The sequence below is a fragment of the Rhizobium leguminosarum genome (assembly GCF_001679785.1).
GTDB lineage: Bacteria > Pseudomonadota > Alphaproteobacteria > Rhizobiales > Rhizobiaceae > Rhizobium > Rhizobium leguminosarum_R.
The window spans coordinates 858406-882924 of record NZ_CP016286.1 but is presented as its reverse complement, the minus strand read 5'-3'; the positions used below and the strand labels follow the sequence as shown (position 1 = coordinate 882924).

The following is a 24519-nucleotide window of genomic DNA, read 5'->3' as shown; positions in this document are numbered from 1 at the left end:
TCAACAGGAATCTTTTCCTTCTTTCTTGTGTTCGAAAATCCCAGGAAATAGGCGACGAATCGGCTAAGGGCCGGCGCCCGATGTGATCGGCAGCAGCCTTGCCCTTTCCCGATCCGCCGCAGATCGGTCATGGTGCTCAGGCGGCAGACCTCCTCAGGGCGACTCTTTATTTCTCACCTATGTTCCCTTTTTGTTCTTTACATACCGCGGCATATTTGCCAGCATCGGGCCGAGAGGAGAATGACATGCTCGATATTGCGATGCTGAACGAATTCGTCGTGGAGGCGAAGGCTGCGACCTATGTCGGCGGCGGCGTGGCGCGCGCGTCCTGTCGGCCGGGTGCCCACGATATCGGTTACGAACGCGGCGACTGGCGCTATCTCGACAGCTATTTCGGCGGGACCGATTTCGCCGGACAGGAAGTGGTGTGGCTTGCCGACGAGCCCGTCTGGGCGATGAATTATTTCGGCTGCGTCATTGCGCCTGAGCTCATCGACGGCACAGCAGCCGGAGCAGTGATCAAGGCCGCACTTTCGGCGATGTATCGCGAGGGCCGGTTTCTTGGCGGGATGGAATTCGACCATCCGTTCGGCCGCTATATCGACAGCAGCGAAGGCGGCTGCGAGCGGTTCATCGGCCACGAATGCATCATGGTCGATGGCCAGAAGGCCTATATGCTCGATTATCGCGGCGGGCTGGTCATCCCCTGATTATGGCCCACGGCTGTTCTGTTAAAAGTGCATAATATCCCGCCAGGAGGTCGGCGAGATTAGCCCTCATCCGGCTGCCTCCACCTCTGCCTGGGGCGAGACGAGTGGCTCGACCCCGGTAGGTTAGTGCCCGTCCACAAACGGTAAACCACTGAAATTATTGGAGGAATAGCGATATTGCGACGGGCAAAGCCCGGCGGTTTCAGGTATACTTTAGATCAAGCCATTGATTCTAAAGACAAACCCGCAACCGCCGGAGCCGACAATGCGCCAAGAACGCACCGTCCAAGCCAATATATTCGATCTTTTCGCCGAACACGAGATCGGCCGCGAGCTGAAAGCCATGTCGCAATGGCTGGATGAGCATCGTGATCTGCTCGGGCTGGTAGCGCAGGACCTGCGCCGCCACGGCGTCAAGGAGACCGGCCGCGAGGGCCTGCCGGCGGAGGCCGTGCTGCGTTGCGCCCTGCTCAAACAACACCGTCAGTTGAGTTATGAGGAGTTGGCCTTTCATCTGGAAGATTCCGCCTCGTTCCGGGCCTTTGCCCGGCTGCCGTGGGGGTGGAACCCGAAGAAGTCGGTCTTGCACAAGACGATCAGCGCGATCCGGGCCGGGACCTTTGAAGCGATCAATCGCGTGCTGTTGACGAGCGCCCGGCAGGACAAGGTGGAACGCGGCAAGGTCGTGCGCATCGACAGCACCGTCACTTCGGCGCTGATGCACGAACCGAGCGACAGTAGTCTTTTGTGGGACTGCGTGCGGGTGATGGTGCGGCTGTTGCAGCAGGCGGCTTCCTTGGGCAGCGCCATCTCATGGCACGATCACTGCCGCGCGGCGAAGAAGCGATCCCGGGCGATCCAATTTACCCGCGGTCGTCCGAAACGAGTTCAGCACTATCGCGCGCTGCTCAGGATCACGCGCACCACCTTGAGCTATCTCGAACAGGCGGCGGCGCAACTGCCCTTGGCGGCGGGCCCGGCGGTCGAACTCTGGCAGGCCCAACTCCGCCACTATAAGCCGCTGATCGAACGGATCATCGCCCAGACCGAGCGGCGGGTCCTGGCCGGCGAGGCGGTGCCGGCTGGCGACAAGCTGGTCAGTTTGTTCGAGCCGCATGCCGACATCATCGTCAAAGGCAGCCGCGACGTCGAGTATGGCCATAAGATCAATTTGACCACCGGCACAAGCGGGCTGATCCTCGACCTCGTCGTCGAAACCGGCAACCCGGCCGACAGCGAGCGCTTGCTGCCGATGCTGGAACGCCACATCGGCATCTGGGGCGAGGCGCCGCGTCAGGCGGCGGCCGACGGCGGCTATGCCAGCCGCGATAATTTGAGCCGAGCCAAAGCCTGGGGCATCTGCGACATGGCCTTCCACAAGAAGTGCGGCCTCAGGATCGAAGACATGGTCAAGAGCCGCTGGGTCTATCGCAAGCTGCGCAACTTCCGCGCCGGCATCGAGGCCGGCATCTCCTGCCTCAAACGCGCCTACGGCTTGGGGCGCTGCACCTGGCGTGGGCTCGACCACTTCAAGGCTTATGTCTGGTCCTCGGTGGTCGCATACAATCTCGCCCTCTTCGCCCGCCTCAGGCCGACCTGACATCCCATGTCGCCAGCCAAAACCGGACCGGCGTGACGCCGGCAGTTGCCAATGCGCGCATGTCCACCAGAAATCCTGGCCGCCGCAATTAGCACCCATGAGCCACACCGCATGGCTTCAAAGCGGCCACCAAGCGGAACCCAAGTGCGCTGCAAGCTCAAGAAAACCAGCGTTTATGGACGGAAACTAGTTTAGGGTGAGGGGCAGTCACCAGCGTCAACCGGACTGCCATGGACCGCAGTCTCAGAAATCGACGATCTTGCCATCGGAGATCGTCACGCGCCGATCCATGCGGCGGGCGAGCTCGTGATTGTGGGTGGCGATGAGAGCAGCAAGGCCGGACTGGCGCACCAGCGCTTCCAGCGCGTCGAAGACATAGCTTGCCGTCTCAGGGTCGAGATTGCCGGTCGGCTCGTCGGCAAGAAGCAGGGTCGGCGCATTGGCGACGGCGCGAGCAATCGCAACGCGCTGCTGCTCGCCGCCGGAAAGCTCGCCGGGGCGATGCGAGCCACGATGGCCGATGCGCATATAATCGAGAAGCTGGCCGGCCCGCTCTCCGGCTTCCTTCCAGGAAAGCCCGGCGATCAGCTGCGGCATCATGATGTTTTCGAGCGCCGAGAATTCCGGCAGCAGGTGGTGGAACTGATAGACGAAGCCGATTTCGCTGCGGCGGATGGCGGTGCGTTTCTCGTCGCTCAGGCCGTCACAGGCATGGCCGTTGATGTTGACCTCACCGCCGTCCGGATGCTCCAGCAGGCCGGCGACATGCAGCAGTGTCGACTTGCCGGTGCCGGAAGGGGCGACGAGAGCGACAATCTCTCCCTTCGATATTGAAAAATCCGCGCCCTTCAGGATCGAGAGCAGCGTACCGCCCTGCCCGTAATGGCGCTCGACGCCGGTAAGCTGGAGAACGACGTTGCGTTTCATGAAGGCGGCATTCCTTATTCGTAGCGCAGGGCCTGCACCGGATCGAGCTTGGAGGCACGCCAGGCGGGGAAGATGGTCGCGATGAAGGACAGCGTCAGCGCCATGACGACGATCGAGATCGTTTCGCTCAGATCCATCTCGGCCGGCAGCTGGCTGAGGAAATAGACCTGCGGATTGAAGAGCACGGTGCCGGAGATCCAGGAGAAGAACTGGCGGACGGATTCGATGTTGACGCAGACGAGAACGCCGAGCAGCACACCGGCAATAGTGCCGACGATGCCGATCGCCGCCCCGGTCATGAAAAAGATGCGCATGATCGCGCCGGCGCTGGCGCCCATGGTGCGCAGGATGGCGATATCGCTGCCCTTGTCCTTCACCAGCATGATCAGGCCGGAGATAATATTCAGCGCCGCGACAAGCACGATCAGAGTCAGGATCATGAACATGACGTTGCGCTCGACCTGCAGCGCCGAGAAGAAGGTCTGGTTGCGCTGGCGCCAGTCGGTGATGGCGATCTGGCGGCCGGCCGCTTCCTCCACCTTGGGCCTCAGATCGTCGATATCGTCGGGATTGTCGACGAAGAGCTCGATCGACTGCACCAGCCCCTCGGCATTGAAATAGAGCTGCGCTTCCTCGAGCGGCATGAAGATGATCGAGGAGTCATATTCCGACATGCCGATCTCGAAGAGGCCGGAGATCTTGTAGGATTTGATGCGAGGGCTGACGCCCATCGGCGTAATGTCTCCATCTGGTGACGTCAGCGTAATAAGATCGCCAACGCGCAGACCGAGTTGGTCGGCCATGCGGCTGCCGATCAGCACGCCGTCGCCAGAGGCATACCCCACCATATCGCCTGATTTGATGTTGTCGGAGACCGTCTTGAGCTTGGTCAGATCCTCGGCGCGGGCGCCGCGCACCAGAGCGCCGGTGCTGCCGCCGGCCTGGGCGGAGGCGAGCACCTGGCCTTCCACGAGCGGTAGCGCCATCTTGACGCCCGGTACGGCGGCGAGCTTGCTGCTGAGGACAGGATAATCGGTGAAGGGGCCGTCGACCGGCTGGACGATCATGTGACCGTTGATGCCGAGGATGCGCGAGACGAGCTCGGTGCGAAAGCCGTTCATCACGGCCATGACGATGATCAGCGTCGCAACGCCGAGCATGATGCCGACGAAAGAGAAGCCGGCGATGACCGATATGAAGGCTTCCTTGCGGCGGGCGCGCAGATAACGCCACGCCACGAGGCGTTCAAAGGTGGAAAATGGCTTGCCAGCCGGACCCAAGCCGGATTTCGAACTCCGGTCCACTGCTGTCTCTGCCATTTCGCCTCCGTTTCCTTAAGCCACGAACCGATTGATCGCCGCTTCGATGGTCATCGTTTCGCGGGCGCCGGTCTTGCGGTCCTTCACTTCCACTTCGCCGTTTGCGACCGCGCGCGGGCCGGCGATGATCTGGACGGGCACACCGATCAGGTCGGCGGTCGCGAATTTCGTGCCGGCCCGGTCGTCGGTATCGTCATAGAGCACATCCTTGCCGGCCTTGGTCAGCGCGGCATAGATCAGCTCGCAGGTATCGTCACAGGCTTGATCGCCCGCCTTCATGTTGATCACAACGATATCGAAGGGCGCGACCGATGCCGGCCAGATGATTCCGTTATCATCATGCGATGCTTCGATGATGGCGGGAACAAGGCGTGTCGGGCCGATACCGTAGGAACCCATGTGAACGAAGTGTTCCTTGCCATCAGGTCCCTGCACTTTCGCGCCCATCGGCTCGGAATATTTCGTACCGAAATAGAAGATATGGCCGACCTCGATACCCCGCGCCGACAGGCGGTCGCCTTCGGGAACGGCGTTGAAGGCCGCCTCGTCGTGCATTTCCGAGGTCGCCGCATAGAGCGAGGTCCATTTGTCGAAGATCGCCTGCAGGCCCTCGACACTGTCGAAATCGGTGTGTTCGCCAGGAATATCGAAATCGACGAAATCCTTGTGGCAGAAGACTTCGGATTCGCCGGTATCGGCGAGGATAATGAATTCATGGCTGAGCTTGCCGCCGATCGGGCCGGTGTCGGCGCGCATCGGAATGGCGCGCAGGCCGAGCCGGTCGAAAGTTCTGAGATAGGCGGCGAACATCTTGTTATAGGAATGCTCCGCCGCTTCGCGCGTCAGATCGAAGGAATAGGCATCCTTCATCATGAATTCGCGCGAGCGCATGGTGCCGAAGCGCGGACGGATCTCATCACGGAACTTCAGCTGGATATGATAGAGATTGAGCGGCAGGTCCTTGTAGGACTTGACGGAGGAGCGGAAAATATCCGTCACCATCTCCTCGTTGGTCGGGCCGTAGAGCATCGGCCGATCCTGACGGTCCTTGATGCGCAGCATCTCCTTACCATAGGCGTCGTAGCGGCCGCTTTCCTGCCAGAGTTCGGCCGATTGCAGCGTCGGCATCGACAGCTCGATGGCGCCGGCGCGGTTTTGCTCGTCGCGGATAACGGCGTTGACCTTGTCGAGCACACGCTTGCCGAGCGGCAGCCAGGAATAAATGCCCTGCGACTGCTGGCGGATCATGCCGGCGCGCAGCATCAGCCGGTGGGAGACGATTTCCGCCTCCTTGGGGTTTTCCTTGAGGATGGGCATGAAATAGCGGGACAGACGCATGGCGGATTCCGAAGAAGTTGAGATCCCGCAGCAGGCGGAATCGAAAGACCATTGTTAATGTCGGGAGCGTTCATAGCCGCTTCGCGGCAGGAAGGAAACCCGCAACGGATGCCGGCAACCTCCCGGAAGCGCATGTTCGCACCCGCAAAATGAAACGGCATGAAAAAGCGCGTGTTTATAAGGACTTGAACGAAAATCTTGTCAACAGAAAAATTTTGCTAGAGTGTAGCAAAAATGCAAAAAAAGCAGATGACAAAGCCCAATGTTTGAGCTAGTTTTAGCTCACAAAACAGGCAGGAAGTTAAATTCTTGCCGAATTCGCGGTCAAGTCTTGGGAGGATCAGATCTTAGGCGCGCTCGTCGCAGCCCCGGCAACGGTTACAGATCACGCGATACTTAAAACAAGGCTTTTAGCCTTGTTTTTTTTTGGCTTTTCGGCCTCCATCCCATCCAAAAATCCGACCGACTTCCGTTAGGGGATGACCCTCATTCCGTTACGAGAGCTCTTTGCCGCAACAGTATGACGCTGGTATGACGAAGTTCGCTTTCAATAGGTTTACATCTGCTCAAAGTTTGAGCAAAAGCCACACTCAATAGAAGCTGGGGCCGAGTTGCGGCAGGGCGTCGAAGCCCCAGCCGAAATAGGTGTCGCAGACGTACCAGAGGCCGTAGACCAGAGCCGAAATCAGCGTCGTCAGCGAAAACACGAAAGCGGCGCGAAACCGGGTGGGCGCGCTTGGAACGGTGCCGAGCACGACGTCGTTGTCATCCGCCTGGGTGCGCAGGCCGATCGGCAGGACGGCGAAAAGCGTCATCCACCAGATGATGAAGTAGACGGCAAATCCCTGAAGAAAGATCTGGAGCATTCTGGTTCTCGTTGGTGTCGCGCTGCTGCATTCCTTAAATCGGAATCGATTTAAGGAATGCAGCAATTTAAATTGTTACAGCGTCCTTTGCGCGTCTTAAAGACACGCGGCGCTGTAATATCGCGTCCTTATACGGCGGAGTGGCGACCAAAAGCGAACGAAAGGTTTGGCCGTCTTCGGGTCACTCTGCCGCAGCAGGGCTCAGGCCTGTTCGAGTTCGATCAGCGTGCCGAAGAAATCCTTGGGGTGCAGAAAGAGCACCGGCTTGCCATGCGCGCCGGTCTTCGGCTGCCCATCGCCAAGCACCCTTGCGCCCGCCTCGACCAGCCGGTCACGGGCGAGAAGGATATCGTCCACCTCGTAGCAGATGTGATGCATGCCGCCGGACGGATTCTTTTGAAGGAAGGCTGCGATCGGCGAGGTAGCCCCGAGCGGCTGCAGCAATTCGACCTTGGTGTTCGGCAATTCGACGAAAACCACGGTGACGCCGTGTTCCGGCAGAGCCTGCGGCTGCGATACGGCAGCACCCAGCGTATCGCGATAGGCCGCCGTCGCCGCAGCCAGATCCGGCACGGCGATGGCGATATGGTTGACCCGGCCGAGCATGGTCAGACCTTGGTGACGAAGGCGGTGACAAGAGGTTTCTTGCCCCAGGTGTTGTTCGCGGCCGAGCGGATGGCGCGGCGCACGGCCTCCTGCAGCATGTCGATATCCTTGCGGCGGGCGCGCGGAATGCTTTCGATGGCGCTGACCGCCGCGTCGAAGAGCGTATCCTCCATATCCTCGCCCTCGTCATCGTAGGTCGGCAGGCCGAGTGAAATGAGGTCGGGTTCGCCGACGATGTCATAGCGGGCGTCGAGCACGACGTTAACAGCGACATGGCCGACATAGGAGAGCTTCTTGCGCTCGCCGATACCCATCTCGTCGAAATCGCCGATCAGCGTGCCGTCCTTGTAGATGCGGCCATGCGGCGCCTCGCCGATCACCTCGACGGGACCGGGCGCCAGCCGCAGGATGTCGCCGTTGCGCACCCGCGGCACCAGCGCAATGCCGGATTGCTCGGCAAGCTCCTTGTGGGCCGTCAGATGTATCGCCTCGCCATGCACCGGCACGACGATCTTCGGCCGCGTCCACTCATACATCCGCTGCAGCTCGTTGCGGCGCGGATGGCCGGAAACGTGGACCAACGCCTCGGTATCCGTAATGATGTGCACACCCTGCTCGACGAGGCCGTTCTTGATGTCCTGGATCGCCTTCTCGTTGCCGGGAATGGCGCGCGAGGAAAAGACGACGATATCGCCCGCCGCAAAGGCCACATTGCGCATCTCGTCGCGCGAGAGCTTGGCAAGGGCTGCCCGCGCCTCACCCTGGCTGCCGGTGAGGATGACGACGACCTTGTCGCGCGGGATGTAGCCGTATTCATCCTCCGAGATGAAGGGCTTCACGCCTTCCATCAGGCCGATATCCTGGGCAACGTCGACGACGCGCTTCAGTGAACTGCCGAGCAACAGCACTTCGCGGCCTGCCGCCTCGGCCGCCTCGGCTACGGTGCGGATACGCCCGACATTCGACGAGAAGGTGGTGATCGCCACCCTGCCCTCGGCATCCTCGATGATCTTGCGCAGGCTTTCGGACACATCCTTCTCGGAGGGCGAGACGCCGTCGCGCAGTGCATTGGTGGAGTCGCACATCAGCGCCAGCACGCCCTCGTCGCCGAGCTGGCGGAAACGCGTCTCGTCGGTCAGGGGCCCGAGCGAAGGCTCGTGGTCGATCTTCCAGTCACCGGTATGGATGACATTGCCGACCGGCGTGCGGATCATCAGCGACATCGGCTCGGGGATCGAATGGTTGACGGCGACGCCTTCGATGCTGAAGGGGCCGACATTGATCGTATCGCCGGCCTTGAACGGCGTCACCGGCACTTCGCCGATCTTAGCCTTCTCGAAATTGCGCTTGGCTTCCAACAGACCGGCGGTAAAACCAGAGGCATAGACCGGCACGTTGAGGCCGGGCCAGAGGTCGGCGAGCGCACCATAATGGTCTTCATGCGCATGGGTGATGATAATCGCCTTGAGGTTCTTTCGTTCGCTGGCGAGGAAGCGGATATCGGGCAATACGAGGTCGACACCCGGCAGGTCAGGCCCCGGAAAAGTGACGCCACAATCGACCATGATCCACTGGCGATGCTCGGGCGGGCCGTAGCCATAGAGAGCGAGATTCATGCCAATCTCACCGACACCGCCCAGAGGCAGGAATACCAGTTCGTCCTGTTTCGCCATAATTTTTGTTTTTTCCGCTATCCAAAAAACACATCACCGGCAGCAATGGGCATTATCCTGCCAGCGCCGGTATCGAGCATCAACAAGCCATTATCATCAATTCCGGCGAATTGTCCGGAAATCGATCGGTCCGGCAAATTCACCGTAATCTTTTCGCCGATGCCGCAGGCGATCGCGCGCCAAAGCGCCGTGATCTCGCCGATGCCGCGGCCCTTGTCCCATATTTCAAGCACTTCCGCCGTGGCGGCGAAGAGATGCGCGAAGAGTTCCTCCGGCGACGCCGCACTTCCCTGCTGACGCAGGCAGGTGACGGGGTAGAGCGGATTGTCCGGCATGACCGAGATATTAATGCCGATGCCGACGATCAGCGCGTAACGGCCGTCCGGCAGCCCCTCGCCTTCGACGAGAATGCCGCAGGTCTTCTTTCGACCGATGAGGATATCGTTCGGCCATTTGACCTCGAGCGGCTCGGCGCCCAGCGGCAGCACCCTGCGGATCGCCTGATGCGCGGCAACGGCGATCGCCAGCGGCAGAGAACCAAGGCGCTCCATCGGCGCCGGGTCGATCAGAAGAAGAGAAGCGTAGAGATTGCCGCGCTCGGAAACCCAGAGCCTGCCGCGGCGGCCGCGGCCGCCCGTCTGCCTCTCGGCGGTCACCCACAAATTGCCGCCATCGCCCGCCCGAGCCCGGGCGAGGCACTCGCTGTTGGTAGACGATGTTTCCGACAGAGCCTCGTGCCTGAAATCGCCGAGCGATATCCGGCGCCGTCCGTCGGAAGCCATCAAAAGAGCGTCGCGGCGGCAAGCTCTGCCGCACCGCCGATCGGGCCGCCGATGAGGACATAGGCGGTGACGAAGAGACCGGAGAGGCCGAAGACCAGACGCAGCGCTCCGGAGACACGGGCGAATTCGCCGGTCGCCTCATCGAACCACATCAGCTTGATGACACGCAGATAGTAGTAGGCGCCGACGACGGAGGCGAGAACACCGATGATGGCGAGCGCATAGAGCTTGGCTTCGATGGCGGCGACGAAGACGAAGTACTTCGCGAAGAAGCCGGCGAGCGGCGGGATGCCGGCAAGCGAGAACATCAGCGCCGTCAGCACCACGGCCATGAACGGGTTGGTTGTGGAGAGGCCGGCGAGATCGTCGACATTCTCGACGACGGTGCCGTCCTTGCGGCGCATCGACATGATGATCGCAAAGGTCCCGAGCGTCATGACCATGTAGATGACCATGTAAAGCATGACGCCGGTGACGCCGGTCTGGTTGCCAGCGGCAAGACCAACCAAGGCATAACCCATGTGGCCGATCGAGGAATAGGCCATCAGCCGCTTGATATTCTTCTGGCCGATCGCGGCAAACGAGCCGAGCAGCATCGAGGCGATCGAGATGAAGACGACGACCTGCTGCCAGTCCGCCAGAACCGGCTGGAAAGCGGTGATGACGATGCGGGTCATCATCGCCATGGCGGCAACCTTGGGTGCTGCGGCCAGGAAGGCGGTGACCGGTGTCGGCGCGCCTTCATAAACATCCGGCGTCCACATGTGGAAGGGAACGGCCGAGATCTTGAAGGCGATGCCGGCGAGGATGAAGACCAAGCCGAAGATCAAGCCGAGCGAACGCGCGCCCTCGACGGACAGCGCCTGGGCGATTTCGGAGAAGTGGGTGTGGCCGGTGAAGCCGTAGACCAGCGACATGCCATAGAGCAGCATGCCGGAGGAAAGCGCGCCTAGGACGAAATATTTCAGGCCGGCTTCAGTCGACTTCAGGCTGTCGCGGTTGATCGCGGCGACGACGTAGAGCGCCAGTGATTGCAGCTCCAGCGCCAGATAGAGCGAGATCAGGTCGTTGGCCGAGATCATCAGCAGGATGCCGAGGGTCGCAAGTACCAGGAGAACCGGGAACTCGAACTTGTCTAGCTGATTTTCTCGGGCGTGGCCGATCGACATGAATATGGCGACCAGCGAACCGATCAGCGCCACCAGCTTCATGAAGCGCGAGAAGCCGTCCGCCATGTAGACCCCGCCATAGGCAAGGCCTTCTGCGGGCACGAAAAGCAGCCAGAGGCCCGAGGCCAGGAGCAGGACGATGGCGAGGCCGGTGACGAGGAGGCCCGACCGCTCGCCGGAGAAGACGCCGACCATCAACAGGACAAGGGCGCCGACCGCGAGGATGAGCTCCGGCGCGGAAAGATGCAGACTGAGGAGAATTGTTTCAGCGGTCATGTCCAATAAGTCCCGTCATCATTTCATAGACAGCGCAACATTCTGCGCTGCGTGCACGGCGGCCGTGTAGTTGTTGACCAGCAGATCCACCGAGGCAGCCGTCGCATCGAAGACTGGGGCCGGGTAAACGCCGAAGAAGATCGTCAGCGCGACCAGCGGGTAGAGGATCAGCTGCTCGCGTCTGGAAAGATCGAGCAGCGCCTTCAGCTTTTCCTTCTCCAGCGCGCCGAAGATCACCCGGCGATAAAGCCAGAGCGCGTAGGCGGCCGAGAGGATGACGCCGGTGGCGGCAAAGAGCGCCACCCAGGTGTTGACCCGGAAGACACCGATCAGCGTCAGGAATTCGCCGACGAAACCCGACGTGCCGGGAAGCCCGACATTGGCCATGGTGAAGACCATCATCGCCACGGCATATTTCGGCATGTTGTTGACTAGGCCGCCATAGGCGTTGATCTCGCGGGTGTGGGTACGGTCGTAGACGACGCCGACGCAGAGGAAGAGCGCGCCGGAGACGATGCCGTGCGAGAGCATCTGAAAGATCGAGCCCTGGACGCCCTGCATGTTGGCGGCAAAGATGCCCATGGTCACGTAGCCCATGTGCGCCACGGAGGAATAGGCGATCAGCTTCTTGATATCGTCCTGCATCATCGCCACCAGAGAGGTGTAGATGATGGCGATGACGGACATGGCGAAGACGAGCGGCGCGAAATAATCGGACGCGACCGGGAACATGCCGAGCGAGAAACGGATGAGACCGTAGCCGCCGAGCTTCAAAAGCACGCCCGCCAGGATCACCGAGCCAGCCGTCGGCGCCTGAACGTGGGCATCGGGAAGCCAGGTATGGACGGGCCACATCGGCATCTTCACCGCGAAGGAGGCGAAGAAGGCAAGCCACAACCAGGTCTGCAGCGCCGGCGGGAACTTGTAGGCGAGCAGCGCAGTGATATCAGTCGTGCCGGCCTGCCAGTACATCGCCATGATGGCGAGCAGCATCAGCACCGAGCCGAGCAGCGTGTAGAGGAAGAACTTGTAGCTCGCATAAACGCGGTCCTTGCCGCCCCAGACACCGATGATCAGGAACATCGGAATGAGGCCCGCCTCGAAGAAGACGTAGAAGAGCACGATATCGAGCGAGACGAAGACGCCGATCATCATCGTTTCGAGGATGAGGAAGGCGATCATGTATTCCTTCAGGCGCTTCTCGATCGAGAGCCAGCTCGCCAGCACACAGAAGGGCATGAGAAAGGTCGACAGGATGACGAACAGCATCGAGATGCCGTCGACGCCGACGTGGTAGCCGATGCCGGTGCCGAGCCAATTATGCTTCTCGACCATCTGGAAGCCGGGATTGGCATTGTCGAAGCCGATCCAGATGAAGAGCGAGACGAGGAAGGTGAAGACGGTGGTGATCAGCGAGATCCACAGCACGTTCTTCCGGCCGGTTTCGCTCTCGCCGTTCATCAGCAGCAGGAGCACCACGCCGACCAGCGGCAGGAAGGTGACCGTTGAAAGAATAGGCCAATCGGTCATCAGAAGGAACTCCCGAGCATCATCCAGGTAACGAGCGCCGCGATGCCGATCAGCATGGCGAAGGCGTAGTGATAGAGGTAACCGGTCTGCAGGCGAACCACGCGATCGGTGACGGCGACGACGCGAGCGGCGACGCCGTTCGGGCCGTAGGTGTCGATGACGCCGACATCACCCTTCTTCCACAGGAAGCGGCCGAGCGCCTTGGCGGAGCGGACGAAGAGGAAGTCGTAGAGTTCGTCGAAATACCACTTGTTCAGCAGGAACTGGTAGAGCACGCGGTGCTGCTGGGCGAGGATACGCGGCGTCTGCGGCGAGCGGATATACATGTACCAGGCGGTGACGAAGCCGAGCACCATGGCGATGAAGGGGCTCAAAGCCACAAGTGCGGGAACATGATGGAACTCTTCGACGAGTTCGTTCTCGGCGCCGGTAAAGAGCGCACCCTTCCAGAACTCGGCATACTCCTCGCCGTAGAACCGGCCTTCGAAGAAGTAGCCGGCGAAAACGGCTCCGATCGCGAGGAGGTAGAGCGGCACCAGCATGACCTGCGGCGATTCGTGAACGTGGTGCATAACCTCGTGCGAGGCGCGCGGCTTGCCGAAGAAGGTCATGAAGATCAGGCGCCAGGAATAGAAGCTGGTGAACAGAGCCGCGATGACCAGCAGCGCGAAGGCAAAGCCCGAGACCGGCGAATGCGATGCATAGGCCGCCTCGATGATCACGTCCTTGGAGAAGAAGCCGGCCAAGCCGAACGGCGTGAAGGGGATGCCGACACCGGTGATTGCCAGCGTTCCGACAATCATCATACGGAACGTCCACTTAATGTGCGGACGCAGGCCGCCCATGTAGCGCATGTCCTGCTCGCCATCGACGGCATGGATGACCGAGCCGGCGCAGAGGAAGAGCAGCGCCTTGAAGAAGGCGTGCGTGAAGAGATGGAAGATCGCCGCGCCATAGGCCCCTACCCCGAGCGCCACGAACATGTAGCCGAGCTGCGAGCAGGTGGAATAGGCGATGACGCGCTTGATATCGTTCTGCACGAGGCCGACGGTGGCCGCGAAGAAGGCGGTGATCGCACCGATCACGGTGACGACGACCAGCGCATCCGGCGACAGTTCGAAGAGCGGCGACATGCGGGCGACGAGGAAGACGCCGGCGGTGACCATGGTCGCGGCATGGATGAGGGCCGAGACCGGGGTCGGGCCTTCCATGGCATCCGGCAGCCAGGTGTGCAGCAGGAACTGTGCCGACTTGCCCATTGCGCCCATGAAGAGCAGCAGGCAGACGCCGGTCAGCGCATGCGCCTTGTCGAGCTGCATGCCGAAGAGGTTGAGGAACACTCCGCCCGCCTCGCCGCCGCCTTCGTGCGGGGCGAAATTCGAGGCATTGGCGAAGATGGTATCGAGGTTGATCGAGCCGAAGAGGACGAAGACGCCGGCAATGCCGAGCACGAAGCCGAAGTCGCCGACACGGTTGACGATGAAGGCTTTCATCGCCGCCGCCGTCGCCGACGGCTTCTTGAACCAGAAGCCGATCAGCAAATAGGAAGCGAGACCGACACCTTCCCAGCCGAAGAACATCTGGGCGAGGTTGTCAGCGGTCACCAGCATCAGCATGGCGAAGGTAAAGAGCGAGAGATAGGCGAAGAAGCGCGGACGATGCGGATCAGTGTGCATGTAGCCGATCGAATAGACATGCACCAGCGTCGAGACGGTGTTGACGACGATCAGCATGACCGAGGTCAGCGTGTCGATGCGCAGCGACCATGAGACGTCGATGCCGCCGGACTGGATCCAGCGCAGCACCTCGACCTTGATCGGGCCGCCTTCGGCATGGCCCATGCCGACGGTGAAGAAGACGACCCAGGACAGGATGGCGGCGATGATCATCAGGCCGCTGGTGACATATTCCGAAGCCTTGGCGCCGATCGCGCGGCCGAAAAGGCCGGCGACGATCGCACCGATCAAGGGAAGAAAGACGATAGCCTTATAGAGGAACATGAGCCACTCAGCCCTTCATCATATTGACGTCTTCGACCGCGATCGAGCCGCGGTTGCGGTAGAAGACAACGAGAATTGCAAGACCGATCGCCGCTTCGGCAGCCGCGACCGTCAGGATGAACAGCGCGAAGACCTGGCCGACGATGTCGTTCAGGAAGGAGGAGAAGGCGACCATGTTGATGTTGACGGCAAGCAGGATCAGTTCAATCGACATCAAGATGACGATGACGTTCTTCCGGTTCAGGAAGATGCCGAAGACGCCGAGCGTGAAGAGGATGGCGCTGACCGTCAGGTAGTGGGAAAGTCCGATGACCATGTTCTTTGTTCCTTGACCTGCCTTTAGACGCCCTGCCCGGGCTTGACCGAAACCACCTCGACGGCGGTGGCGGGCGTGCGGGCAACCTGCCTGGGAATATTCTGCCGCTTGATGTTGGTGCGGTGTCTCAACGTCAGCACGATCGCGCCGATCATGGCGACCAGGAGCACCAGACCGGCGATCTGGAAGAAATAGACGTAGTTGGTATAGAGCACGTCGCCGAGGGCGGCCGTATTGGTGCGCTCGCTCAGCGCCGGGATCGGCATGGCGACTGATTTGGCGATCTCAGGCGAGATGACGCTGCCGCCGATGACGACGATCAGTTCGGCTGCGAGGATCACCCCGATCAGCCCGCCGATCGGCGCATATTCGAGAACGCCAGCCCTCAGTTCGGTGAAGTCGATATCGAGCATCATCACGACGAAGAGGAAGAGGACGGCGACGGCGCCGACATAGACGACAAGCAGGATCATCGCCAGGAATTCGGCACCGAGCAGCAGGAAGAGGCCAGCCGCATTGAAGAACACCAGGATCAGGAAGAGAACCGAGTGAACCGGGTTCTTCGCCCAGATGACCATGAACGCCGACGCCACCGCGACAAAGGCGAAAAGATAGAAAAATAGAGCCTGCAGACCCATGTTGGTGCCTTTTTCATCTTCCCCCGGGCAGCCGGGAGTTTCCCTGCCCGATGGAGTTCTCCCTGGCGTTAACCGGAAAAGCTCCTGTGCATGTTGACCGCGACAGGAGCAACAGCGCTCCACCGCGGCATTTCAAAATCTCAATCAGCGGTACGGCGAGTCGATCGCGATGTTGCGGGCGATTTCGCGCTCCCACCGGTCTCCGTTATCCAGAAGCCGTGCCTTGTCGAAGTAGAGCTCTTCGCGGGTTTCCGTCGCAAATTCGAAATTCGGGCCTTCGACGATCGCGTCGACCGGGCAGGCTTCCTGGCAGAAGCCACAATAGATGCACTTCACCATGTCGATGTCGTAGCGCACCGTGCGGCGCGTGCCGTCATTGCGGCGCGGCCCGGCCTCGATGGTGATCGCCTGGGCAGGACAGATCGCCTCGCAGAGCTTGCAGGCGATGCAGCGTTCCTCGCCGTTCGGATAACGGCGCAGCGCATGCTCGCCGCGGAAACGCGGGGAGACAGGACCCTTTTCGAAGGGATAGTTGATCGTCGCCTTCTGGCGGAAGAAATAGCGCATCGACAGAAAGAACGCGCCGACGAATTCCTTGAGAAACAGCGAGTTGATGGAGCCGGACAAGCTTGCCATCTTCAACCTCCAATTTTGCCGAAAACGAGAGCGGGCAGCATCATGCCCAACCCATCAGTTTCAGCACGAATGCAACGATGACGACCATGGCGAGCGACAGGGGCAGGAAGACCTTCCAGCCGAGGCGCATGAGCTGGTCGTAGCGGTAGCGCGGAACGAAGGCCTTGACCATCGCGAACATGAAGAACACCAGGCAGGCCTTCAGCGTGAACCAGATGATGCCTGGGACCCAGTTGAGGATCCAGATATCGACCGGGGGCAGCCAGCCGCCGAGGAAGAGGATCGTCGTCAGCGCGCACATCAGGCAGACGGCCGCATATTCGCCGAGCATGAACATCATGTATGGCGAGGAGCCGTATTCGACCATGAAGCCGGCGACGAGTTCCGATTCGGCTTCCGGAAGGTCGAAGGGCGGGCGGTTCGTTTCGGCGAGCGCCGAAATGAAGAAGATGATGAACATCGGGAAGAGCGACAGCCAGTGCCAGTCGAGGAACGACGCCGGCAGGCCGAGCATGGTGCCGAGGCCGGTATGCTGCGCATTGACGATATCGGTCAGGTTCAGCGAACCCACACAGAGAAGCACCGTGACGATGACGAAACCGATCGAGACTTCATAGGACACCATCTGTGCCGCCGAGCGCAGCGCGCCGAGGAACGGATACTTCGAGTTCGAAGCCCAGCCACCCATGATGATGCCGTAAACCTCGAGCGAGGAGATCGCGAAAATATAGAGGATGCCGACATTGATGTTGGCGATCACCCATCCGTCTGCCAGCGGCACCACCGCCCAGGTCGACAGCGCCAGAAGGACCGTCACCAACGGGGCAAGCAGGAAGACCGCCTTGTTGGCGCCGGCCGGAATGATCGGCTCCTTGAAGACGAACTTCAAAAGATCGGCGAAGGACTGGAACAGGCCGAAGGGACCGACGACGTTCGGGCCGCGGCGCAGCTGCACGGCCGCCCAGATCTTGCGGTCGGCGAGCAGCACGTAGGCGATGAAGACGAGCAGGCAGACGAGAAGCAGCAGCGACTGGCCGACCATGATGATCGCCGGCAAGACATAGCTTGAAAAGAAAGAATCCATAGTCCCCTGCCCTTACTCTGCCGCGACTTTGAAGTTGTTGCGGGCCAATGCCGAGCACTCCGCCATGACAGCCGAGGCACGCGCTATCGGGTTCGTCAAATAGAAGTCTTTCACCGGCGACGCAAACCCGGATTTGTTCATCTTGCCGGCTTTTTTCGCAACTGCGGCAATTTGGGCGCTATCGGCTTCAGCGATCTCGTCGGTGGCGGCGAAATGCGGGAAAGCGGCATAAAGCCGGACACGCAATTCGCTGAGCGAATCGAAGGGAAGCTTCTTGCCGAGCACGTCGGAAAGCGCACGGATGATCGCCCAGTCCTCGCGGGCGTCACCCGGCGCAAAGCCTGCGCGGTTGCCCATCTGAACGCGGCCTTCGGTATTGACCCAGGTGCCGGACTTTTCGGTATAGGCTGCGGCCGGCAGGATGACATCGGCATGATGCGCGCCGTTATCGCCGTGCGAGCCGATATAGACGGTGAGCTTGGCCTTCTTGGCAGTGAAGTCGAGTTCGTCTGCACCGAGCAGGAAGAGCACGTCCATCGCCGCCAGCATCTCGGCGGCATTGACGCCCTTGGCGCCCGGCACGAAGCCGAGGTCGAGGCCGCCGACGCGCGACGCTGCGGTATGGAGGACGGCAAAACCGTTCCAGCCTTCGGCAACCGCGCCGACCGAGCCGGCAAGTTGGGCAGCACTGGCGAGAACGCCGGCGCCGTCGGTGCGCGAGAGCGCGCCCTGGCCGATGATGATCATCGGCTTGGCGGCATTCTTCAGCACATCCGCGAAGGCGTGGGTACCGTCGATCAGATCCTTCAGCGTGTCCGGACCGCCGCCGAGGTAATCATAGCTGTAGCGCAGTTCACCCGGCTCGCCGATCACGCCGATCGGGAACTTGCCGCGGCGCCAGCGCTTGCGGATGCGGGCGTTGAGGATGGCTGCTTCGAAGCGCGGATTGGCGCCGATGATCAACAGCGCGTCGGCCTGGTCGATGCCCGATATGGTCGGGTTGAAGAGATAGCTTGCACGGCCGAGCGACGGATCGAGTGCCGCCCCATCCTGGCGACAGTCGAGATTGACCGACCCCAGCGATTTCACCAGTTCGGAGAGTGCATACATTTCCTCGACGGAAGCGAGGTCGCCGGCGACAGCGCCGATCTTGTCGCCCGAGGTGGCGCCGACGGCGGCCTTGATGGCGCCGAAGGCTTCGGCCCAGGTGGCGGGCTGCAGGCGGCCGTCGCGGCGGACATAAGGCCGGTCGAGGCGCTGGGTCTTCAGGCCGTCCCAGATGAAGCGGCTCTTGTCGGAGATCCACTCCTCGTTGATCGCCTCATTGACGCGCGGCAGGATGCGCATGACCTCACGGCCGCGGGTGTCGACGCGGATCGCCGAACCGACGGCATCCATGACGTCGATCGATTCAGTCTTGTTCAATTCCCACGGGCGCGCGGTGAAGGCGAAGGGCTTCGAGGTCAGCGCGCCGACCGGGCAAAGGTCAACGACGTTGCCCTGCAGCTCGGAGGTCATCGCCTGCTCGAGATAGGTGGTGATCTCGGCATCCTCGCCGCGGCCGATCAGGCCGAGTTCGGAAATTCCGGCGACCTCGGTGGTGAAGCGGACGCAGCGCGTGCAGTGGATGCAGCGGTTCATCACCGTCTTGACGAGCGGGCCGATATACTTGTCCTCGACGGCGCGCTTGTCTTCCTGATAGCGCGAGGTGTCGATGCCAAAGGCCATCGCCTGGTCCTGCAGGTCGCATTCGCCGCCCTGGTCGCAGATCGGGCAATCGAGCGGATGGTTGATCAGCAGGAATTCCATCACACCTTCGCGGGCCTTCTTGACCATCGGGGTGTTGGTGAAGACCTCAGGCAGTTCGCCGTTCGGGCCACCGCGGATATCGCGCACGCTCATGGCGCAGGAAGCCTGCGGCTTCGGCGGGCCGCCCTTCACCTCGACAAGGCACATGCGGCAATTGCCGGCAACCGACAAGCGCTCATGGAAGCAGAAGCGCGGAACCTCGGCACCGGCATCCTCGCACGCCTGCAATAGCGTGTAATGATCCGGAACTTCGATCTCGTTGCCGTCAATCTTCAGTTTTGCCATCGTCGCTCAGTCCTGTTTCCCGTTTGCCTGATGACGGCAAACAAACCTATTTTTGCAGCACTCTCATTGCCAAGCCGGATCTTTCGTCCTGCCGACATCTGATGTCGCCCAAATTCTCTGTCGCGCGTCCCAGATCCGGAACCCGCACCGGCATCCTGAGGCCCCCGCCCGTCCGCCGACCTGCCCATCTTTCCGGCCGATTGACACGGCCGGACAGTTCATTTCTTTCTACGGCCCCGTCCTGCCAGAACTTTCGCCTGGCCGGTCCAATCGTCACGGCCGATGCGGCCGTTAAAGCCGAGCTCGGCGTCGAGCCGGGCGATTTCCTCGTCGGTCCAGGCAGCGATCTCGGCGAAGCTGCGAATGCCCTTGGCGTTCAGTACCTGCTCCAGCTTCGGGCCGATGCCGGCGATCAGCTTGAGGTCGTCGGTCTTCCCCCGCGCAACCGGTTTTGCCTTCACGGCCGGCTTTGGCTCGCTGGCCTTCGCTTGGCGGGCTGGCTTCGCCTGGCTGGCTGGCTTCGCCTGGCTTACTGGCGTCGGCTCGCCGACCGGCTTGACAACCGTCAGTTTCGGTCCTGCCTTCTGCGCGGCCGGTGGCTTGGTGAACGCCTTCACGACCGGGCGAATATTCTCCGGCCGGATATCGACATCGGGCTTCAGTTCGTCCGGCGGCGTGTCATCGAGGGCGGCCGCGACCTTGCTGGTGGTTTCCAGGGCGCTCTGGAAGGCCCCGAAGAAGGCGCCTGCCATCTGGGTCGAGAAACCGAAGCCGATCGCCGTTGCGGCGGCAAAGGCTGCAGCGGGATGCGCCATCAGCGGATGCACCGGCATCGCCCGGGCATTTTCCAGCATCTCGGCAGCAAGACGGCCGAAACCCGCCGCGAAATCGGCGGCTTCTTCGTTTTTCCTACCCTTGGATGCATTGTCCACCATGATTATTCAGCCGCCTCCAGAACCGCGCCGTGATCAAGCGCGCTCGCCGTATACTGGTCGATGCGCTTTTCGATCTCGGGACGGAAGTTACGGATCAGACCCTGCACCGGCCATGCGGCGGCGTCGCCGAGCGCGCAGATGGTGTGGCCTTCGATCTGCTTCGTCACCTGGAACAGCATGTCGATTTCGCGCTTCTGAGCATTGCCCTTGGCCATGCGCTCCATCACGCGCCACATCCAGCCCGTGCCTTCGCGGCAGGGCGTGCACTGGCCGCAGCTCTCATGCTTGAAGAAGGCGGAGATACGGGCGATCGCCTTGATGACGTCGGTGGACTTGTCCATGACGATCGCGGCCGCCGTACCGAAGGAAGAGCCGACGCCGCGCAGGCCGTCGAAATCCATCGGGCAATCGATGATGTCCTTGGCCGGAACGATCGGGCAGGATGCCCCGCCCGGAATGACGGCAAGCAGGTTGTCCCAGCCGCCGCGGATGCCGCCGGCATGGCGGTCGACCAGTTCGCGGAAGGTGATGCCCATTTCTTCTTCGACCGTGCACGGCTTGTTGACGTGGCCGGAGAGCATGAACAGCTTGGTGCCGACATTGTTCGGACGGCCGATGGCCGAGAACCAGCCGGCGCCGCGGCGCAGGATCGTCGGCGCAACAGCGATCGATTCGACGTTATTGACCGTCGTCGGGCAGCCGTAGAGGCCCATATTGGCCGGGAACGGCGGCTTCAGACGCGGCTGGCCCTTCTTGCCTTCGAGGCTTTCAAGCAGCGCGGTTTCCTCGCCGCAGATATAGGCGCCGGCGCCGTGATGGACGAAGATGTCCATGTCCCAGCCGAGCTTGTTGTTCTTGCCGAGCAGGCCATAATCATAGCATTCGTCGATCGCCGCCTGCAGCGCCTCACGCTCGCGGATATATTCGCCGCGCACATAAATGTAGGCGGCATTGGCGCCCATGGCGAAGCTCGCGATGACACAGCCTTCGATCAGCGTATGCGGATCGTGGCGCATGATGTCGCGGTCCTTGCAGGTGCCGGGCTCCGATTCGTCGGCGTTGACGACGAGGTAATGCGGTCGGCCGTCGCTTTCCTTCGGCATGAAGGACCATTTGAGGCCTGTCGGGAAGCCGGCGCCGCCGCGGCCGCGAAGGCCAGACGCCTTCATCTCGTTGATGATCCAGTCACGGCCCTTTTCGAGGATCTGCTTGGTGCCGTCCCAGTGGCCGCGGCTCATCGCGCCCTTCAGGGACTTGTCCTTGAGGCCGTAGATGTTGGTAAAGATGCGGTCTTTATCTTGTAACATGCTTCACCTCTTACCGCGGCTTCTTGCCGAAGACCTTGATATATTCCGCTTCCCCGCCCTTGGCGAGCGCCTTGGCCTGCTTGACCCAGTCATCGCGCTCGATGCGGCCGCGGAAATTCAAATAGCCGTCGACCCATTCGCGTTCGGCCTTCTTCCAGCCCGCGACCTGCGCGAAGGTGAAGATACCGATTTCGTTCAACGTCGCCTCGATTTTCGGGCCGACACCCGAGATCATCTTCAGATCATCCGGTGCGGCGGGCTTTTCGATGCCGGACGGACGGTTCTTGTCGGTCAGAGCAGGCTTTGCCGCTGAGGCAGCCTCGGCCTTGACGGCAGCTTTCGGCGCCGGTTCGGCCGCCGCAGTGCCTGATATCGGCTGCTGCTCGGCTGCCTTTGCGTTTTTCGCAGCCGCCTTGGGCGCCGTTGCCGGCGTCTTCAGCGCCGCATTGGTCTCGGCATCGGTGCTCTTCGGGCGGGCGGCCTCGGAGGGCGGAACCGGGGCAGCATCGACCGGAGCCGATACGGTTTCGGCATCGGCCTTCTTGGCGCGCGCCCTTGCCTTCGGCTCTTCGGTCGTCAGCGAGGTCAGGCCGCCTTCAGGCGCCGAAAACACCCGGTCGATCTGGGTGCCGGGCTTGATGCTGGCGCCATTGCCGGCGGCAAAGACGTCGATGATCTCTTCGAGACGCGCGGGCGTCAGGTCCTCATAAGTGTCCTTGCCGATCATCACCATCGGCGCATTGACGCAGGCCCCGAGACATTCGACCTCTTCCCAGGACAGCGTGCCTTCGGCATTGCGCTCGAAGGCATGGGCATGGATCTTGCTCTTGCAGACCGACATCAGCGCTTCCGAGCCGCGCAGCATGCAGGGCGTGGTGCCGCAGACCTGGACATGGGCGCGGGTGCCGACCGGATGCAGCTGGAACTGCGTATAGAAGGTCGCGACCTCAAGCACGCGGATATAGGCCATATCAAGCATGTCGGCGATCTTTTCGATCGCCGCGCGCGTGACCCAGCCGTCCTGCTCCTGCGCCCGCATCAACAGCGGGATGACGGCCGATTGCTGGCGGCCGGCGGGGTATTTCTGGATCGTCTTGTCCGCCCAGACCGCATTCTCATCGCTGAAGGCGAATGCGGCAGGCTGGAATTGATCTTCGGCTAATCGACGAACGGACATTCTTTCTCACGCCTTGTCAGTTTAGGGTTCCACACCGCGAAGCGGTCAAAGACTGCATTTCGCAGGCATAGGCCGACTGGTCTTTTTGCATAAACACTACGAATTTGCTGCCGTTCGGAATGGCAGCCTTAATCTGATAGCCCTTGGACAAAAGCTCACCCATGGACGATTGCTGCGCCGGCGGCGTCTCTTCCTTATGGCCGAGCGGCGTGCCGAGGCTATCGGACTCCTGAGCCGAAACCCCGGACGCCGAAAGAAGGATAACGACGGCCAGCGGCATAAGCTGCATCAGCGATCCACCTCGCCGAAGACGATGTCGAGCGAGCCGAGGACGGCCGCGACGTCGGCAAGCTGATGGCCGCGGCACATGAAGTCCATCGCCTGCAGATGGGCATAACCGGGGGCGCGGATCTTGCAGCGATAGGGCTTATTGGTGCCGTCGGAGACGAGATAGACGCCGAATTCGCCCTTCGGCGCCTCGACGGCGGCGTAAACCTCGCCGGCCGGCACATGGTAGCCTTCGGTATAGAGCTTGAAGTGGTGGATCAGCGCTTCCATCGAGCGCTTCATCTCGCCGCGCTTCGGCGGCACGACCTTGCCGTCGATCGACGAGAAAGGACCGGTCCTGGCATCCGAGAGCAGGCGGTTGACGCATTGCTTCATGATGCGGACCGATTCGCGCATCTCGATCATACGGATCAGATAACGGTCGTAGTTGTCGCCATTCTTGCCGATCGGGATGTCGAATTCGAGATCGGAATAACATTCATAGGGCTGGGCGCGACGCAGATCCCAGGCCGCACCCGAACCACGCACCATGACGCCGGAAAAGCCCCAAGCCCAGCATTCCTCCAGCGAGACGACGCCGATATCGACGTTGCGCTGCTTGAAGATGCGGTTGCCGGTCAACAGGTTGTCGATGTCGTCGAGCGCCTTCAGGAACGGGTCGCACCAGGCGCCGATATCCTGCACGAGCTGTTCGGGCAGATCCTGGTGGACGCCGCCCGGACGGATATAAGCGGCATGCATGCGTGAGCCGCTGGCGCGCTCGTAGAACACCATCAGCTTTTCACGCTCTTCGAAGCCCCAGAGCGGCGGCGTCAGCGCGCCGACGTCCATGGCCTGCGTCGTGACGTTCAGGAGGTGCGAAAGGATGCGGCCGATTTCCGAATAGAGAACGCGGATCAGCTGGCCACGAATCGGGATCTCGATGCCGAGCAGCTTTTCGACGGCCATCGCATAGGCATGCTCCTGGTTCATCGGCGCGACGTAGTCGAGGCGATCGAAATAGGGCACGGCCTGAAGATACGTCTTGGTCTCGATCAGCTTCTCGGTGCCGCGATGCAAAAGGCCGATATGCGGATCGACACGCTCCACAATTTCGCCGTCAAGCTCCAGGACAAGACGAAGAACGCCGTGCGCCGCCGGATGCTGCGGTCCGAAGTTGATGTTGAAGTTGCGGACGTTATGTTCGGTCATGCTGCGTGCTCCATGCCAAACGCGTTGCCAATCAGGCGAATAGCGAATGGCGAATAG

General features: G+C 61.3%; 22 protein-coding genes. 2 read left to right on the top strand and 20 right to left on the bottom strand.

All coding sequences use genetic code 11. The features are described from left to right. Window positions 1–245: 245 nt before the first annotated feature. Both BA011_RS04550 and BA011_RS04545 read left to right on the top strand, forming a co-directional pair. Window positions 246–710, top strand: a complete 465-nt coding sequence (locus tag BA011_RS04550) for a DUF5680 domain-containing protein (protein ID WP_065279585.1) — start codon at window positions 246–248, stop codon at window positions 708–710. Between the two features lie 265 nt (window positions 711–975). Beyond that, on the top strand, window positions 976–2310 hold the full coding sequence (locus BA011_RS04545; protein WP_065279157.1) for an ISNCY family transposase: 1335 nt from the start codon (window positions 976–978) through the stop codon (window positions 2308–2310). A gap of 243 nt (window positions 2311–2553) precedes the next feature. Here the strand turns inward: BA011_RS04545 and BA011_RS04540 are convergent, their stop codons facing one another. From BA011_RS04540 to BA011_RS04445, 20 genes are all read right to left on the bottom strand, one after another. Further along, window positions 2554–3237, bottom strand: a complete 684-nt coding sequence (locus BA011_RS04540) for an ABC transporter ATP-binding protein (protein ID WP_025394108.1) — start codon at window positions 3235–3237, stop codon at window positions 2554–2556. A 14-nt stretch (window positions 3238–3251) separates the two neighbouring features. Continuing rightward, window positions 3252–4556: a lipoprotein-releasing ABC transporter permease subunit gene (locus BA011_RS04535; RefSeq protein ID WP_065279584.1), complete on the bottom strand. Its 1305-nt coding sequence runs from the start codon at window positions 4554–4556 to the stop codon at window positions 3252–3254. A 15-nt stretch (window positions 4557–4571) separates the two neighbouring features. After that, window positions 4572–5894 (bottom strand): proline--tRNA ligase, encoded by a 1323-nt coding sequence (gene proS / locus BA011_RS04530; protein ID WP_065279583.1) that lies wholly within the window; start codon window positions 5892–5894, stop codon window positions 4572–4574. Window positions 5895–6484: 590 nt separating this feature from the next. Next, window positions 6485–6760: a DUF1467 family protein gene (locus BA011_RS04525; RefSeq protein WP_003547401.1), complete on the bottom strand. Its 276-nt coding sequence runs from the start codon at window positions 6758–6760 to the stop codon at window positions 6485–6487. 201 nt (window positions 6761–6961) lie between these two features. Beyond that, window positions 6962–7366 (bottom strand): methylmalonyl-CoA epimerase, encoded by a 405-nt coding sequence (gene mce, locus BA011_RS04520; RefSeq protein ID WP_065279582.1) that lies wholly within the window; start codon window positions 7364–7366, stop codon window positions 6962–6964. Between the two features lie 2 nt (window positions 7367–7368). Then, window positions 7369–9039: a ribonuclease J gene (locus BA011_RS04515; protein WP_065279581.1), complete on the bottom strand. Its 1671-nt coding sequence runs from the start codon at window positions 9037–9039 to the stop codon at window positions 7369–7371. A 17-nt stretch (window positions 9040–9056) separates the two neighbouring features. Continuing rightward, complete coding sequence (locus BA011_RS04510) at window positions 9057–9821, bottom strand: biotin--[acetyl-CoA-carboxylase] ligase (protein ID WP_065279580.1); 765 nt, start codon at window positions 9819–9821, stop codon at window positions 9057–9059. Continuing rightward, window positions 9821–11266, bottom strand: a complete 1446-nt coding sequence (gene nuoN, locus BA011_RS04505; RefSeq protein ID WP_003547394.1) for an NADH-quinone oxidoreductase subunit NuoN — start codon at window positions 11264–11266, stop codon at window positions 9821–9823. The genes BA011_RS04510 and nuoN overlap by 1 nt, the downstream gene beginning before the upstream one ends. 18 nt (window positions 11267–11284) lie before the next feature. Further along, window positions 11285–12796, bottom strand: a complete 1512-nt coding sequence (locus tag BA011_RS04500; RefSeq protein WP_065279579.1) for an NADH-quinone oxidoreductase subunit M — start codon at window positions 12794–12796, stop codon at window positions 11285–11287. Next, complete coding sequence (gene nuoL, locus BA011_RS04495; protein ID WP_065279578.1) at window positions 12796–14796, bottom strand: NADH-quinone oxidoreductase subunit L; 2001 nt, start codon at window positions 14794–14796, stop codon at window positions 12796–12798. The genes BA011_RS04500 and nuoL overlap by 1 nt, the downstream gene beginning before the upstream one ends. A 7-nt stretch (window positions 14797–14803) precedes the next feature. After that, window positions 14804–15112, bottom strand: coding sequence for an NADH-quinone oxidoreductase subunit NuoK (gene nuoK / locus BA011_RS04490; RefSeq protein WP_003547388.1), 309 nt, complete (start codon window positions 15110–15112; stop codon window positions 14804–14806). A 23-nt stretch (window positions 15113–15135) separates the two neighbouring features. After that, window positions 15136–15750, bottom strand: coding sequence for an NADH-quinone oxidoreductase subunit J (locus BA011_RS04485; protein ID WP_003547387.1), 615 nt, complete (start codon window positions 15748–15750; stop codon window positions 15136–15138). A 144-nt stretch (window positions 15751–15894) separates the two neighbouring features. Beyond that, a complete protein-coding gene (gene nuoI / locus BA011_RS04480; protein ID WP_017959943.1) occupies window positions 15895–16386 on the bottom strand; it encodes an NADH-quinone oxidoreductase subunit NuoI in 492 nt (163 codons plus the stop codon). A gap of 40 nt (window positions 16387–16426) precedes the next feature. Further along, on the bottom strand, window positions 16427–17470 hold the full coding sequence (gene nuoH / locus BA011_RS04475) for an NADH-quinone oxidoreductase subunit NuoH (RefSeq protein ID WP_017959942.1): 1044 nt from the start codon (window positions 17468–17470) through the stop codon (window positions 16427–16429). A 12-nt stretch (window positions 17471–17482) separates the two neighbouring features. Then, window positions 17483–19564, bottom strand: coding sequence for an NADH-quinone oxidoreductase subunit NuoG (gene nuoG, locus BA011_RS04470; RefSeq protein ID WP_065279577.1), 2082 nt, complete (start codon window positions 19562–19564; stop codon window positions 17483–17485). Between the two features lie 218 nt (window positions 19565–19782). Then, a complete protein-coding gene (locus tag BA011_RS04465) occupies window positions 19783–20499 on the bottom strand; it encodes a 5' DNA nuclease (RefSeq protein ID WP_065279576.1) in 717 nt (238 codons plus the stop codon). 2 nt (window positions 20500–20501) lie between these two features. Next, window positions 20502–21806: an NADH-quinone oxidoreductase subunit NuoF gene (gene nuoF / locus BA011_RS04460; protein ID WP_003547378.1), complete on the bottom strand. Its 1305-nt coding sequence runs from the start codon at window positions 21804–21806 to the stop codon at window positions 20502–20504. A 10-nt stretch (window positions 21807–21816) separates the two neighbouring features. Beyond that, window positions 21817–22983, bottom strand: coding sequence for an NADH-quinone oxidoreductase subunit E (locus BA011_RS04455; RefSeq protein WP_065279575.1), 1167 nt, complete (start codon window positions 22981–22983; stop codon window positions 21817–21819). Between the two features lie 16 nt (window positions 22984–22999). Further along, a complete protein-coding gene (locus BA011_RS04450; RefSeq protein ID WP_065279574.1) occupies window positions 23000–23272 on the bottom strand; it encodes a hypothetical protein in 273 nt (90 codons plus the stop codon). Continuing rightward, window positions 23272–24462 carry an NADH-quinone oxidoreductase subunit D gene (locus BA011_RS04445; protein WP_012756960.1) on the bottom strand — a complete coding sequence of 397 codons (1191 nt, stop codon included), beginning with the start codon at window positions 24460–24462 and terminating at the stop codon, window positions 23272–23274. The genes BA011_RS04450 and BA011_RS04445 overlap by 1 nt, the downstream gene beginning before the upstream one ends. Window positions 24463–24519 lie beyond the last annotated feature (57 nt).

Bases quoted from the DNA above. Each gene is read 5' to 3' on its own strand.
- BA011_RS04550 (WP_065279585.1), top strand. From the start codon at position 246: ATGCTCGATATTGCGATGCTGAACGAATTCGTCGTGGAGGCGAAGGCT.
- BA011_RS04545 (WP_065279157.1), top strand. From the start codon at position 976: ATGCGCCAAGAACGCACCGTCCAAGCCAATATATTCGATCTTTTCGCC.
- BA011_RS04540 (WP_025394108.1), bottom strand. From the start codon at position 3,237: ATGAAACGCAACGTCGTTCTCCAGCTTACCGGCGTCGAGCGCCATTAC.
- BA011_RS04535 (WP_065279584.1), bottom strand. From the start codon at position 4,556: ATGGCAGAGACAGCAGTGGACCGGAGTTCGAAATCCGGCTTGGGTCCG.
- proS (WP_065279583.1), bottom strand. From the start codon at position 5,894: ATGCGTCTGTCCCGCTATTTCATGCCCATCCTCAAGGAAAACCCCAAG.
- BA011_RS04525 (WP_003547401.1), bottom strand. From the start codon at position 6,760: ATGCTCCAGATCTTTCTTCAGGGATTTGCCGTCTACTTCATCATCTGG.
- mce (WP_065279582.1), bottom strand. From the start codon at position 7,366: ATGCTCGGCCGGGTCAACCATATCGCCATCGCCGTGCCGGATCTGGCT.
- BA011_RS04515 (WP_065279581.1), bottom strand. From the start codon at position 9,039: ATGGCGAAACAGGACGAACTGGTATTCCTGCCTCTGGGCGGTGTCGGT.
- BA011_RS04510 (WP_065279580.1), bottom strand. From the start codon at position 9,821: ATGGCTTCCGACGGACGGCGCCGGATATCGCTCGGCGATTTCAGGCAC.
- nuoN (WP_003547394.1), bottom strand. From the start codon at position 11,266: ATGACCGCTGAAACAATTCTCCTCAGTCTGCATCTTTCCGCGCCGGAG.
- BA011_RS04500 (WP_065279579.1), bottom strand. From the start codon at position 12,796: ATGACCGATTGGCCTATTCTTTCAACGGTCACCTTCCTGCCGCTGGTC.
- nuoL (WP_065279578.1), bottom strand. From the start codon at position 14,796: ATGTTCCTCTATAAGGCTATCGTCTTTCTTCCCTTGATCGGTGCGATC.
- nuoK (WP_003547388.1), bottom strand. From the start codon at position 15,112: ATGGTCATCGGACTTTCCCACTACCTGACGGTCAGCGCCATCCTCTTC.
- BA011_RS04485 (WP_003547387.1), bottom strand. From the start codon at position 15,750: ATGGGTCTGCAGGCTCTATTTTTCTATCTTTTCGCCTTTGTCGCGGTG.
- nuoI (WP_017959943.1), bottom strand. From the start codon at position 16,386: ATGGCAAGCTTGTCCGGCTCCATCAACTCGCTGTTTCTCAAGGAATTC.
- nuoH (WP_017959942.1), bottom strand. From the start codon at position 17,470: ATGGATTCTTTCTTTTCAAGCTATGTCTTGCCGGCGATCATCATGGTC.
- nuoG (WP_065279577.1), bottom strand. From the start codon at position 19,564: ATGGCAAAACTGAAGATTGACGGCAACGAGATCGAAGTTCCGGATCAT.
- BA011_RS04465 (WP_065279576.1), bottom strand. From the start codon at position 20,499: ATGGTGGACAATGCATCCAAGGGTAGGAAAAACGAAGAAGCCGCCGAT.
- nuoF (WP_003547378.1), bottom strand. From the start codon at position 21,806: ATGTTACAAGATAAAGACCGCATCTTTACCAACATCTACGGCCTCAAG.
- BA011_RS04455 (WP_065279575.1), bottom strand. From the start codon at position 22,983: ATGTCCGTTCGTCGATTAGCCGAAGATCAATTCCAGCCTGCCGCATTC.
- BA011_RS04450 (WP_065279574.1), bottom strand. From the start codon at position 23,272: ATGCAGCTTATGCCGCTGGCCGTCGTTATCCTTCTTTCGGCGTCCGGG.
- BA011_RS04445 (WP_012756960.1), bottom strand. From the start codon at position 24,462: ATGACCGAACATAACGTCCGCAACTTCAACATCAACTTCGGACCGCAG.